This window comes from Streptomyces barringtoniae, from assembly GCF_020819595.1.
Taxonomy (GTDB): domain Bacteria; phylum Actinomycetota; class Actinomycetes; order Streptomycetales; family Streptomycetaceae; genus Streptomyces; species Streptomyces barringtoniae.
The window spans coordinates 15,423-27,781 of sequence record NZ_JAJHNP010000017.1; the positions used below are offsets into that span (position 1 = coordinate 15,423).

Below are 12,359 nucleotides of genomic sequence, written 5' to 3' on the forward strand. Positions count from 1 at the left end.
ACGTGAATCAGAAAATCGCCGCGACGAACTCCCAACTCGACGGCACCATCCCGAACTTCACCGTCATGCTGTCCTGCACTCCGCGCGGCGCCCGCCTGGCCCGGCTGCTCGCGGCGGACCAGCTCCGCGGCTGGGGCCTCCCCGCCGACCCCGCGACGCTCGTCGTGGCCGAGCTGGCGGCCAACGCCGCGACCCATGGCCGTCTGCCCGGCCGCAGCTTCCGGCTCACGCTCTACGTCGTCGGCCGCACCCTGCGCATCGAGGTCACGGACACGCGTGGTGACCGGCTGCCCGAGCTCGGTGCGGTGGACGCGCAGGCCGAGTCCGGCCGTGGCCTCCTCCTCGTGGACGCGCTCGCCGACCGCTGGGACGTCGCGGAGGGCCGGTTCCCGCGCAAGACCGTCTGGGCCGAACTGCGCCTGTGAGGTCGCCCGGCCCCGCCCAAGGCGCGGCAGGGGCGCCGTTGCCTCGTAGGGTGGTCCCATGACGGAACTCCCCGCCCGGCGTCTTCTCCTGGTGCACGCGCACCCGGACGACGAGTCGATCAACAACGGCGCCACCATGGCCAGGTACGCGGCCGAGGGTGCACATGTGGCCCTGGTCACCTGCACCCTCGGGGAGCGGGGCGAGGTCATCCCGCCGGAGCTGCGGCATCTGACCGGGCCCGCGCTGGGCGCGCACCGGCGCGGGGAGCTCGCTGCCGCCGTGCGCGCGCTGGGCGTGACGGATGCCCGGCTGCTCGGCAGCGCGGGGCGGTACGGCGACTCCGGGATGATGGGCATCGCGGACAACGACGACCCCGGGTGCTTCTGGCAGGCCGACGTGGACGAGGCCGCCGGGCGTCTGGCCGACGTGATCCTCGAGGTCCGGCCCCAGGTCCTCGTGACGTACGACGACAACGGCGGCTACGGCCACCCGGACCACATCCAGGCCCACCGCGTCGCCATGCGCGCCGTCGAGATCGCGGACGAGCGCGGGCACAGGATCGACAAGGTGTACTGGAACCGGGTGCCGCGCTCCGTCGTCGAGGCCGCCTTCGCCCGGCTCCAGGACGAGCTGGCCGTACTGCCCTTCGACAAGGGCGCCACCGCGGCGGACGTACCCGGCGTGGTCGCCGACGAGCGGGTCACCACCAGCATCGACGGGACCGCCTTCGCCGCCGCCAAGGCCGCCGCGATGCGCGCCCACGTCACCCAGATCGAGGTGGCCGAGCCCTACTTCGCTCTCTCCAACGAACTGGCCCAGCCGCTGTTCACCACCGAGTACTACGAGTTGGTGCGCGGCGAGGGCCGGCCCGGGGAGACCGACCTGTTCGCCGGCCTCGGCCTCGACGCGGAGGAGACCTCATGAACAACACGGGACAGGGGCCGCTGCTCGCCCAGCCGCTGCAACGGCCCTCGGCCGGGCGAATCGCCGCCTATGCCGGCCTTTTCCTGCTCGGCGCGGTCGTCGGCCTGGCCGGGGCCCTCGTGCAGGCCGCCTGGTTCCCCGGAGGGCTGCTGCTGGCCCTCGCGGGCGCGGCGGGGCTGTTCCTCGGCGGGGCGTACGCCACGGGCGGCCGGGGCGGGGCGGTCGCGCCGGTGGTGGGCTGGGTCGTCACCGTCATCCTGCTCAGCACCGCGCGTCCCGAGGGCGACTTCCTGTTCGGCGCGGGACTCGGCTCCTATCTCTTCCTGCTCGGCGGCATGGCTCTCGCTGTGATCTGTGCCACCCTCGGCGCCGGGCGGCAACCTCGGGGCGGTCCCGCCCGACTTGGCAAGTGACGTACCACTTCGCCGTGCGGCGCACGTGGGAGTCCGGTGTGGGTTTCCTCAGTGGTCACGGGATAAGCGCCAGACGTGGCCAGTATGGTGGTGCGCGCCGCCGAGCCGCCCGAGCAGTCAGGTCGTAAGGGCGGCGGAGCCAACCGGGAGAACCTGCCTTGAGTCGTGAAACTGACACTCCGTCCTCCGGGCCCAACGGGCGCGGCGGAGCCGCATACCCCTCCGGCACGCCGCCGTACGGGACCCCCATGGCTTCCGATGACGGTACGGACGCCGGCCGTTCGGCCACGCGACCGGAGAAGAAGACCGAGACCACGCTGACGACCCGGATCCGGATCAACATCCCCGGGTCCCGGCCCATCCCGCCGGTCGTCGTGCGCAAGCCCGTCGGCGACGGCGAGAGCACCCGTGACGAGGCGCCCGACACCGGCCCGCGGCCCGCGGCCGACCGGACCGCCACCGGCCCCGCCGAATCCCCCGCCGATCCCGCGGCCCAGGCCGAGGAGAAGACCAGCGACTGGTTCGCGCCCCGCAAGTCCTCCGGCGGCAAGGGCGCTCCGGGCAGCGGCGGCACGAACGGGGCGGGGATCCCCGGCGCTTCCAGCTCCGTCCCCGGCGCGTCGGGCACCCGGCCGGGTGGCTCGGGAGCTTCCGGCGCGGCCGGTACCACCGGCGCACGTCCCGGCGGCGGCCGTCCCGGCGGTGTGGTCGGCTCCATGAGCGTCCCGGGCGCCCCCCGCTCCGGCTCCGGCAAGGGCCTGCCCGGCGCCACCGGCGGCCCCGTCGCCCCCGGGCACGGCGGCGGCACCGGCTCCTTCGACGTCACCGAGGCGCTGAACGCGGGCCCGCTGGGCGGCGGCTCCCGCCCCGGCGCGGCCGGCGGCGACACGCGCCGCGACGACCTGCCGTACTTCTCGGAGAACGGCGGCCAGGACGGCTTCGGCGGCACGGGCTCGGCGGGTTCGGGTCCGGCCGGCGCGGGCGGCCACGACGGCCTCGGCGACACGCCGGGCGCGAACGGCCAGAACGGCTTCCCCAGTGCCCCCGGCGCCAACGGCCACGGCGGCCTCGGCGGCCCCGGTGGTCCCAGCGGCTTCAACGGCCCGCACGGTCATGGCGGTTCCGGCGGCCCGCAGGGCCCGGCCGGCCCCACCAGCGGCCCGGTCACCGGCGACGGCCCCCTCCTCCCGTCGGCCGGCGAGCCCTTCGACGACCTGTCCGGCACGGGCGGTCCGCTCGGCACGGGCGGTTACGACGGCCCCGGCGGCCGGCCCCCGCGCAGTGCCCTCGCCGATCTCGCCGACCTCGACGGGCCCGCGGTCCCCGGCCGCCCGGGCGGCGGCCCCGCCGGACCCGGCGCCCCGGCCGCCGGCCCCGGTGCGAGCGGTCTCGGCCCGGGCGGCGGGCTCAGCGACGACACCGCGATCCTCACCCCGCAGAAGCCGGCCCCCGAACCGGGCACGCCCGGCTACCGTCCGGCCGACAACGTCTCCGGACACACCGTCACCAGCGGCATCCCGGTCGTCCCCGGGGCCGGTGCCTCCCCGTTCGGCGGCACGGCCCCGCAGTCCCCGGCCAGGCCGGAGCCGTCCGGCGCGCCCAAGGCGCAGGCCAAGCCGAAGAAGAAGGGCCGCAGCAAGCTGGTGCTGCTGGGCGCCGGCGTGGTCGTCGTCGCGGGCGGTGCCTACGGCGCCGGACTGCTGATGAACCACACCGACGTGCCCAAGGGCACCACGGTCCTCGGCGTGGACATCGGCGGCGGCACCCGTGACGACGCCGTCAAGAAGCTCGACGACGCCTTCGGCGGCCGGGTGAACAAGCCGCTGAAGCTCTCCGTCGGCGGCAACACGGTCAACCTCACCCCGGAGAACGCCGGCCTGCAGTTCGACTTCCAGGCCACCGTCAGCAAGGCCGCGACCAGCGACTACAACCCGGTGCACGTCATCGGCTCCCTCTTCGGGCAGAAGCGGGTGATCGACCCCGAGATGCCGGTGGACGAGGAGAAGCTCCAGGCCGCGCTCCAGCAGGCCGGCGGCGGCTCCGGCTCGGTCGTCGAGGGCGGCATCGACTTCAAGCCGGGCCAGGCGGTCGCCGTCTACGGCAAGGCGGGCAAGGCCATCGACGCCGCCCAGTCGACCCAGGCGGTCGAACAGGCCTACCGCACCCTGGTGGAGACGGACACGGCGGCCCCGGTCACCGTGCCGACGACGACCAAGCAGCCGACGGTGTCGAACGCCGCGGTCGACCAGGAGATGAAGGAGTTCGCGAAGCCGGCGATGTCGGCCAAGGTGACGGTGTCGGCGGGCCCGGGGCACGCGGTGCTGATGAGCCCGGAGAAATCGCTCTGGAAGTTCCTCAAGGTGGTGCCCACTCCGGACGGCAAGCTGGTCGACAAGCCCGACCTGAACGCCCTGAAGCAGCTCTACGGCAAGGCCTTCGACGGCGTGCTCATCACCCGAGCCAACGGCAAGAAGACGCCCGTCACCCCGCAGGACGTCTATGTCGCCCTGCGCCAGGCCCTGATGAGCACGACCAACCGGGTCGCGGTCATCGACACCAACCCCACCTAGCCGAGCCACACACGACAGGGGGCGTCCCGCGCTCGGCGGGCGCCCCCGCGCCCCCTTCGCCATGCCCGTCACCCGTTCGGCATGACATCTGTCATCCGGCACCCAGGACCCCCGACACTGCCCGGCGCCCGGCCCGCGCCGCGAGCATGGAGGCCATGACGACAACTGCGGCACCGGCCACCACCACCCCGGTGGTCGGCTTCGACCAGGTGACCAAGACGTACGGGAGCGTGCGGGCCGTCGACGGGCTCTCGCTCCGGCTGTACCCGGGCGAGACCGTCGCCCTCCTCGGCCCGAACGGGGCCGGCAAGTCCACCACCCTCGACCTGCTCCTCGGCCTCAAGCACCCCGACAGCGGCACGGTGAGCCTCTTCGGTGGCACCCCCCGCGACGCGATCGTCGCCGGCCGGGTCGGGGCGATGCTGCAGAGCGGCGGGCTGATGGACGAGGTCACCGTCGCGGAACTGGTCGGGCTGAGCTGCTCGCTGCACCCGAAGCCGTACAAGGCCGCGGACGTGATGGCCCGCGCGGGCATCGCGCAGATCGCCGACCGCAAGGTCAACAAGCTCTCCGGCGGCCAGGCCCAGCGCGTCCGCTTCGCCCTCGCCACCGCCGGCGACAGCGACCTGATCATCCTGGACGAGCCGACCACCGGCATGGACGTCTCCGCCCGCCAGGCCTTCTGGGCCACCATGCGCGAGCAGGCCGACCAGGGCCGTACGGTCCTCTTCGCCACCCACTACCTCGAAGAGGCCGACGCCATCGCCGACCGGGTCCTGGTGCTGCACCGCGGCCGGCTCCTCGCCGACGGCACCGCCGCCGAGATCAAGGCCAAGGCCGGCGCCCGCCGCGTCTCCTTCGACCTGGAGGGGCGGATCGACGAGGCCGCCCTGCGCGCCCTGCCGTTCCTCACCTCGATAGACGTCTCCGGCCAGACCGTCCGCATCCAGTCGTCCGACGCCGACGCCACCGTGCACGCCCTGTACGGCCTCGGTGTCTACCCCCGCAACCTCGAAGTCGCCGGTCTCGGTCTGGAGCAGGCCTTCGTCGCCATCACGGAGGCCGAGGAGGCCAAGCAGTCATGAACGCCCTGATCAAGCTCGAACTGGCTCGTGCCTTCCGTAACCGGAAGTTCCTGTTCTTCTCGGTGCTCTACCCCGCGATCCTGTTCCTGATCTTCTCCAGCAGCTCCGGCTCCACCTCCAAGGTCGACGGCACCGGCCTGACCGTCGCCACCTACCTGATGGTCTCCATGGCCTCCTTCGGCGCCCTGACCGCCGTCCTGATGGGCAACAGCGAGCGCATCGCCAAGGAGCGCGAGAACGGCTGGGTACGGCAGCTGCGGCTGACCCCGCTGCCCGGGCGCGGCTACGTCCTCGCCAAGACCGCCGGCGCCGCCGTGGTGAGCCTGCCGTCGATCATCGTGGTGTTCGTGGCGGCCGCCGCGATCAAGCACGTCCACCTGGACGCCTGGCAGTGGCTCGCCCTCACCGGGGTCATCTGGGCCGGCAGCCTCGTCTTCGCCGCGCTCGGCGTCGCCATCGGCTATGTCGCCTCCGGTGACGCGGTCCGCCCGATCACGATGATCATCTACTTCGGTCTGTCGATCCTCGGCGGCCTGTGGATGCCGTCCACCACCTTCCCGCAGATCCTCCAGGACATCGCGAAGTGGCTGCCCACCCACGCGTACGCTGCACTGGGACGGTCGATCGAGCAGAGCCAGGCCCCGAGCACGACCGACGTCGCGATCCTCGCCGTCTACTTCGTCCTCTTCGCGGGCGGCGCGGCCTGGCTGTACCGGAAGGACACGCTGAAGGCGTGAGCACGATGACGGAAGACCCGCGGGCCCACGAGCAGCGGCCCGAGCACCAGGTGCGGATCGGCCAGGGGCCGCGCAACCGGCGCGAGCTGATGGTCAAGGCGCTGTGGATCGGTGTCTGGCTGGTCTTCCTCGGCTCGCCGATCGACGACCTGACCAGCGGCCGGCACACCACGGGCGCCACAGTGGCCGGCGCGCTCGGCCTGACCGCCTTCGTCGTCACCTACCTGTCGCTGGTCTTCCGGAACATCGGGCGGACCTTCACACCGCGGGTCGTCGTCTCGATGGTCGCCGTCCTCGCCGTCCTCGCCCTCCTGCTGTCCTGCACCCTCGGCCCCGCCTGGCTCGGCCTGTACATCTACCTCTCGGTCGCCTGCGGGGCCACCCTGCCGGTCCGGGCCGCGTACTGGGCGATTCCGGGTACGACCGTGGTGATGTACCTGGTCGGACGGTACTGGGGCGAGAAGCCGGACGACAGCCTGCTCCTCGTCGTCCTCATCGGGTTCGCGATGGTCGGCGTCGGCCAGCTCGTCCGTACGACCGTCGAGCTGCGCAAGGCCCGGGCCACGGTCGCCCAGCTCGCCGCGAACGAGGAGCGGCTGCGCCTCGCCCGCGACCTGCACGACCTGCTCGGCCACTCGCTCTCCCTGATCACGCTGAAGAGCGAGCTGGCCGGCCGGATGCTGCCCGGCCATCCCGACAAGGCGGCCCAGCAGGTCGCCGACATCGAGCAGGTCAGCCGGCAGGCCCTGGTCGACGTCCGGGAGGCCGTCACCGGCTACCGGCGCCCCCGGCTCGCCGCCGAGCTCGCCGGCGCCCAGGTCGCCCTGACCGCCGCCGGTGTCAGCGCCGAGGTGCCGGCCGAGCCCGGCCTCGACGGCGTCCCCGAGGAGTCCGAGGCCGCGCTCGCGTGGGCGCTGCGCGAGGCGATCACCAACGTGGTCCGGCACAGCGGCGCCGACAAGTGCCTCGTCCAGCTCACCCACCGGCAGACCCTGGACGGCGCGATGCTCGAACTCTCCGTCGAGGACGACGGCTCGGGCGGCTCCGGCAGCGGACCCGGCAACGGTCTGATCGGCCTCACCGAGCGGCTGGAGAAGGCCGGCGGCTCCCTGGAGGCGGGCCGGATCAGGCACGGGTTCCGGCTGGTCGCCCGCGTCCCGGCGGCCTCTGAGGGCACGTAGGATCCGGGGCATGACAAGCACGATCAAGGTCCTTCTCGCCGAGGACCAGTCGATGGTCCGCGAGGCCCTGGCCGCGCTGCTCGGCCTGGAGGAGGACATCGAGGTCGTCGCCCAGGTCGCGCGCGGCGACCAGGTGCTGGCCGCCGTCGGCGCGCACGGCGTGGACGTGGCGCTGCTCGACATCGAGATGCCCGGCTGCACCGGCATCGAGGCGGCCGCGCAGGTCCACCGAGAGTTTCCGCAGGTCAAGCTGGTCGTGCTGACGACCTTCGGCCGCCCCGGCTATCTGCGCAGCGCCATGGAGGCCGGCGCCGACGCCTTCCTCGTCAAGGACGCCCCGGCCGCGCAGCTCGCCGAGGCGATCCGCAAGGTGCTCTCCGGTGAGCGGGTCATCGACCCCACGCTCGCCGCCGCCGCGCTCGCCGAGGGCGCGAACCCGCTCACCGAGCGCGAACGCGAGGTGCTGCGCGCCGCCGCCGACGGCTCCACCAACGCCGAACTGGCCAAGGCCCTCCACCTCTCCCAGGGCACGGTCCGCAACTACCTGTCCACGGCCATCCAGAAACTGGCGGTACGCAACAGGGCGGAGGCGGTACGGACAGCACGGGAGAAGGGCTGGCTCTGAGGGGTCAGTTGAGCATCGCGCGCGCGGTGTGCGCCTGCTGCCGTGCCTGGAGCGCGGTCGACTCGTCCACCACCTCGATCAGGTCCGCGTAGTACTCCAGCTCTTGCGCGCCCGAGGCGAACTCCCCGCGCTGCACCAGAAGCTGCCCCCGCTCGTAGCGCAGCCGGGCCGGATGCGCGGGCACCAGCAGCGCCAGCTCCACGGCCCACAGGGCCACGTCCGACCGCTCGGGCCGGGCCGAGGCCCACGCGCGGATGTTGTTCAGGATCCGCTGGACGACCTCCAGCGGCGCCGCGGGCTCCAGCATCGAGGCGTCCAGCGGCGCCCCCGTGGCGCCCACGACCAGCATCTCGGCATCGGCCCCGGTCAGCAGCCGCCCGCCGTCGAACGGATCGGCCAGCACCTGCTCCTCCGCCGCGCCGAAGCCGACCACGAAGTGCCCCGGCAGCGCGACGCCGTACACCGGGGCCCCGGCCCGCCGCGCGACCTCCAGCCACACCACCGACAGCAGGATCGGCAGCCCGCGCCGCCGGCGCAGCACCTCGTGCAGCAGGGAGGACTCCAGCCGGTCGTAGTCGGCCGGGGTGCCGTGGAAGTCGTACCGGCCGCCGAGCAGCCGCTGTACGGCCTCCGCCCACGCGTGCGGCCCGCCCGGCCGGTACGGCAGCTCGCCCGCGAGCCGGTCCAGCTCCAGCTGCGCGGCGTCGATCCCGGCCTCGTCCAGCGAACCGTCCGCCTCGGCGCCGATCAGCAGGCACAGCGCCGACAGATCCGGCCGCTCGGACCGCGCCTCCTCGGTGAACCTCCGACGCAACTCGGCCGACCGCTCCGGCGGGGGCGGGTACGGCGGCGGCAGATACGGGTGACGCATGCCAGGCTCATGCCCTTCCACAGCGGTTCTACGACCTCCCCGGCCGAGCCGGTGTGTTCGGGGTCGTGTCCCGGTTGTCGATCGTGTCCGCTGTCCGGCCCCGGTCCTCGGGCCGGCCGGCTGGCCTGTTCCGGACCGGATCGGCGGGGGGTTGCGTTTGCCGGGCCCTGCCCTTGGACGCGTCCGTCTCCGGCGCCTCCGGTGCGCGGTAGTGGTGGTACGCGTGGTGCGGGGTGAAGCCCAGGGCGGCGTACAGTGCGCGCGCGCCCTCGTTGTCCGTCTCGACCTGCAGCCAGGCCGCCGACGCGCCCTCGTCCAGCGCCCGCCGGGCCAGCGCGGCCATCACCTCGGTGGCGAGCCCCTGGCGGCGCCGCCCGGGATCCACCTCGACCGCAGCGAACCCGGCCCACCGCCCGTCCACGACACACCGCCCGATCGCCGCCGGAGGCTCACCCCCGGCGCCGGGCACGGTCGCGAACCACACCGACGGAGCCCCGCCGAGCACCCGCAGGGCCACCTCGCTCACCCCCTTGCGCCGGTACCGGGCGAGCCACGCCTCGTCCGCCTGCCGGGACACCACCACACCGGTGCCCTCGGCGCGGTCCGCGACCGGCGCCAGGGCACCGGTCCACACCTCGGCCGTCACCTCCCGCACCCAGCCGCGCCGTTCCAGTTCCGCGCACAGCAGCTCCTGCGTGCCCTCGGCGCCGGTGGCCGTCTGGACGTAGGCGGGCAGGCCACGCTCGCCGTACCAGCGTCGTACGGCAGCAAGGGCCGCGTCGAGGGGAAGGCCGGGGTCGCCGAGCGGCAGCACGCTGTTGGCCCGCCGCGTGAACCCGTCGGCGGCCCGCAGCTCCCACTCACCGAGCCGCTCGGTCTCGAGCGGCTGCCAGCCGCGCGCGCAGACCCGCGCGAGTTCCTCGTACGAGGCGGCGGGCCCCCGGCGGCGCGCCGGGGCGGCCGGTACGACCTTGCCCGCCACCAACGCGGACTCGGCGATCCGCACGCTCTGCCCGTCGCGTCGTGTGATCATGAGCACGCCAGCATCCCATGATGTGAGAACACCCACCGTGTCGGTGAACTTCTCTTGTGCCGCACCAGTTTCGCTCAAGCGCCGTACAGAGACACGTTTTCCCACGTCAGAAGGGGTGATGCGGACCTCCAAGTGTCCTGTCGCCGAGATTTCCACTGGTCAGTTCACCCCTCCTGTTCGGATCATGCTCCGGAACGGAGATACTAGGGGCGGGCATCGACGACGCCGCGCTCCCGCGCGCCAGGCGGCGGAGCCTGAGGAGGCCCGCCAGCGCCCTATCGAGGAGGAACGACAGCGTGACCTACGTCATCGCGCAGCCTTGTGTCGACGTCAAGGACAAGGCGTGCATCGAGGAGTGCCCGGTCGACTGCATCTACGAGGGCCAGCGGTCCTTGTACATCCACCCGGACGAATGCGTCGACTGTGGTGCCTGTGAGCCGGTCTGCCCGGTCGAGGCGATCTTCTACGAGGACGACACTCCGGAGGAGTGGAAGGACTACTACAAGGCGAACGTCGAGTTCTTCGACGAGCTGGGCTCTCCCGGCGGTGCCAGCAAGCTGGGGCTGATCGAGCGCGACCACCCCTTCATCGCCGCGCTGCCGCCGCAGGGCGAGTGACCGTCTAAGCGCCAAGCGGCCCGCACCCAACCGTGCCGCCTCGGTCCCGTACGGCCCGATCGTCCAGATCGCGGCCGTGCGGGACCGAGGCGTTTGCCGCCACCGACGAAAGGGAGCCACCGACCGTGTCCGCAGTCTCCGACCGCCTGCCGACCTTCCCCTGGGACAAGCTGGAGCCGTACAAGAAGACGGCCGCCGCGCATCCGGACGGGATGGTCGACCTCTCCGTGGGCACCCCGGTCGACCCGGTGCCCGAACTGATCCAGAAGGCCCTGGTCGACGCGGCCGACTCCCCGGGCTACCCGACCGTCTGGGGCACCCCGGCGCTGCGCGACGCGATCACCGGCTGGCTCCAGCGCCGTCTGGGCGCCCGGGACGTGACCCACCGCCACGTCCTGCCGGTCGTCGGCTCCAAGGAACTGGTCGCCTGGCTGCCGACCCAGCTCGGCCTCGGCCCCGGCGACAGGGTGGCCTACCCGCGCCTCGCCTACCCCACCTACGAGGTCGGCGCCCGCCTGGCCCGCGCCGACTACGAGGTCTACGACGACCCGCGCGACCTCGACCCGGCCGGCCTGAAGCTCCTGTGGCTGAACTCCCCGTCCAACCCCACGGGCAAGGTCCTCTCGAAGGAGGACCTGACCGGCATCGTGGCCTGGGCCCGCGAGCACGGCGTCCTGCTGTTCTCCGACGAGTGCTACCTGGAGCTGGGCTGGGAGGCCGACCCGGTCTCCGTCCTGCACCCGGACGTCAACGGCGGCTCCTACGACGGCATCGTCGCTGTCCACTCCCTCTCCAAGCGCTCCAACCTGGCGGGCTACCGCGCGGCCTTCATCGCCGGCGACCCGGCCGTCCTGGGCCCGCTGCTGGAGATCCGCAAGCACGGCGGCATGATGACCCCGGCACCGACCCAGGCGGCCGTGGTGGCGGCCCTCGGCGACGACGAGCACGTCCGCGTCCAGCGCGAGCGTTACGCCGCCCGCCGCGAGGCCCTCCGGGCGGCTCTGCTGGGCCACGGCTTCCGCATCGAGCACAGCGAGGCGAGTCTCTACCTCTGGGCCACCCGCGGGGAGTCCTGCTGGACCACGGTCGCCCACCTGGCTGACCTGGGCATCCTCGTCGCCCCCGGCGACTTCTACGGGGAGGCGGGCGAAAGGTTCGTACGCGTGGCCCTGACAGCGACGGACGAACGCATCCAGGCAGCGGTGTCCCGCCTGACGGCGTAGAGCCCCCGCCGTACCCCTGCACAACCGCAACAACCGCAACCGCAACAACCACACCACACAAGGCAACGGGGCCCAGGGAACTCCCTGGACCCCGTCACCGGTCGAAGCGACGCTCAGCCACCCAGCGGCAGCCCCTGCACCGGCAGGTTGGTCACCCCACCCTTCGTTGCGCTGGACGCGGCGCCCCCGAGGACTTCCCCTGCCGCCCCGGCAGCGCCGCCGGCGGCCTGCTGCGCGACCGGCGCCGTCTTCTTCACGGCACCGCCGCCGGTCTTGGCCGCGGCCGGCACCGTCTGCTCGACCGCCTTGCCGCCCGTGTGGCCCGCGAGTGAGGTGACGTTCTGCGCGGCACCGTCGACGCTGTCGGCGACGTGCGCTCCGTCCAGGGCGGTCAGACCACCCACGTTCGGGGCCGCCGGCAGGTTCGTGGCCGCACCGGCGGAGCCGGCCGCACCGACCCCGGCTGCCGCTCCCGCTGCGACGAGCAGCGCGGCACGGGCGATCCGGCGGGTCAGAGGGAGGGACATGATGCTCCATTCGACGGAAGAGAACGGTGTTGTGTGTCCGGTCCGTGTCGTGGCCCGGACGCCGTGACTACCGCTCGAAGCCCGCGAAGGTTGCGGACGTCCCAGGTAAAGAATGGATAACGCATCG

At 73.1% G+C, this 12,359-nt stretch carries 12 protein-coding genes and 1 pseudogene; 10 read left to right on the forward strand and 3 right to left on the reverse strand.

The annotated features are described in order from the left end of the window. Positions 1 to 2: 2 nt before the first annotated feature. The 8 genes from LMU33_RS27625 (at position 3) to LMU33_RS27660 (ending at position 7,961) form a co-directional block, all read left to right on the forward strand. Positions 3 to 425: an ATP-binding protein gene (locus LMU33_RS27625; protein WP_228623327.1), complete on the forward strand. Its 423-nt coding sequence runs from the start codon at positions 3 to 5 to the stop codon at positions 423 to 425. Between the two features lie 58 nt (positions 426 to 483). Continuing rightward, positions 484 to 1,350, forward strand: a complete 867-nt coding sequence (mshB, locus tag LMU33_RS27630) for an N-acetyl-1-D-myo-inositol-2-amino-2-deoxy-alpha-D-glucopyranoside deacetylase (RefSeq protein ID WP_228623328.1) — start codon at positions 484 to 486, stop codon at positions 1,348 to 1,350. Further along, positions 1,347 to 1,763 carry a DUF6113 family protein gene (locus LMU33_RS27635; protein WP_228623329.1) on the forward strand — a complete coding sequence of 139 codons (417 nt, stop codon included), beginning with the start codon at positions 1,347 to 1,349 and terminating at the stop codon, positions 1,761 to 1,763. The genes mshB and LMU33_RS27635 overlap by 4 nt, the downstream gene beginning before the upstream one ends. 158 nt (positions 1,764 to 1,921) lie before the next feature. Then, positions 1,922 to 4,333 (forward strand): hypothetical protein, encoded by a 2,412-nt coding sequence (locus LMU33_RS27640; RefSeq protein ID WP_228623330.1) that lies wholly within the window; start codon positions 1,922 to 1,924, stop codon positions 4,331 to 4,333. A 155-nt stretch (positions 4,334 to 4,488) separates the two neighbouring features. Further along, positions 4,489 to 5,418 (forward strand): ABC transporter ATP-binding protein, encoded by a 930-nt coding sequence (locus tag LMU33_RS27645; RefSeq protein WP_228623331.1) that lies wholly within the window; start codon positions 4,489 to 4,491, stop codon positions 5,416 to 5,418. Then, positions 5,415 to 6,155 carry an ABC transporter permease gene (locus tag LMU33_RS27650; RefSeq protein WP_228623332.1) on the forward strand — a complete coding sequence of 247 codons (741 nt, stop codon included), beginning with the start codon at positions 5,415 to 5,417 and terminating at the stop codon, positions 6,153 to 6,155. Before LMU33_RS27645 ends, LMU33_RS27650 begins: the two co-directional genes overlap by 4 nt. Further along, on the forward strand, positions 6,152 to 7,336 hold the full coding sequence (locus tag LMU33_RS27655; RefSeq protein ID WP_372478064.1) for a sensor histidine kinase: 1,185 nt from the start codon (positions 6,152 to 6,154) through the stop codon (positions 7,334 to 7,336). The genes LMU33_RS27650 and LMU33_RS27655 overlap by 4 nt, the downstream gene beginning before the upstream one ends. Positions 7,337 to 7,346: 10 nt before the next feature. After that, positions 7,347 to 7,961: a response regulator transcription factor gene (locus LMU33_RS27660; protein WP_228623333.1), complete on the forward strand. Its 615-nt coding sequence runs from the start codon at positions 7,347 to 7,349 to the stop codon at positions 7,959 to 7,961. Between the two features lie 4 nt (positions 7,962 to 7,965). On the opposite strand, the gene LMU33_RS27665 is transcribed toward LMU33_RS27660, so the two are convergent. Both LMU33_RS27665 and LMU33_RS27670 read right to left on the reverse strand, forming a co-directional pair. Next, positions 7,966 to 8,832 carry a transglutaminase family protein gene (locus tag LMU33_RS27665; RefSeq protein WP_228623334.1) on the reverse strand — a complete coding sequence of 289 codons (867 nt, stop codon included), beginning with the start codon at positions 8,830 to 8,832 and terminating at the stop codon, positions 7,966 to 7,968. A gap of 196 nt (positions 8,833 to 9,028) precedes the next feature. Beyond that, a pseudogene (locus LMU33_RS27670) lies at positions 9,029 to 10,021 on the reverse strand (GNAT family N-acetyltransferase); the annotation flags it as partial. Positions 10,022 to 10,161: 140 nt separating this feature from the next. On the opposite strand from LMU33_RS27670, the gene fdxA reads away from it, so the two are divergent. Together fdxA and LMU33_RS27680 are read left to right on the forward strand one after the other, a co-directional pair. Beyond that, entirely contained in the window at positions 10,162 to 10,482 is a 321-nt protein-coding gene (gene fdxA, locus LMU33_RS27675) for a ferredoxin (RefSeq protein ID WP_018561461.1), read from the forward strand. Positions 10,483 to 10,607: 125 nt separating this feature from the next. Continuing rightward, entirely contained in the window at positions 10,608 to 11,705 is a 1,098-nt protein-coding gene (locus LMU33_RS27680) for a bifunctional succinyldiaminopimelate transaminase/glutamate-prephenate aminotransferase (protein WP_228623336.1), read from the forward strand. A 113-nt stretch (positions 11,706 to 11,818) separates the two neighbouring features. On the opposite strand, the gene LMU33_RS27685 is transcribed toward LMU33_RS27680, so the two are convergent. Then, positions 11,819 to 12,232: an ATP-binding protein gene (locus LMU33_RS27685; RefSeq protein ID WP_228623337.1), complete on the reverse strand. Its 414-nt coding sequence runs from the start codon at positions 12,230 to 12,232 to the stop codon at positions 11,819 to 11,821. Between the last annotated feature and the right edge of the window lie 127 nt (positions 12,233 to 12,359).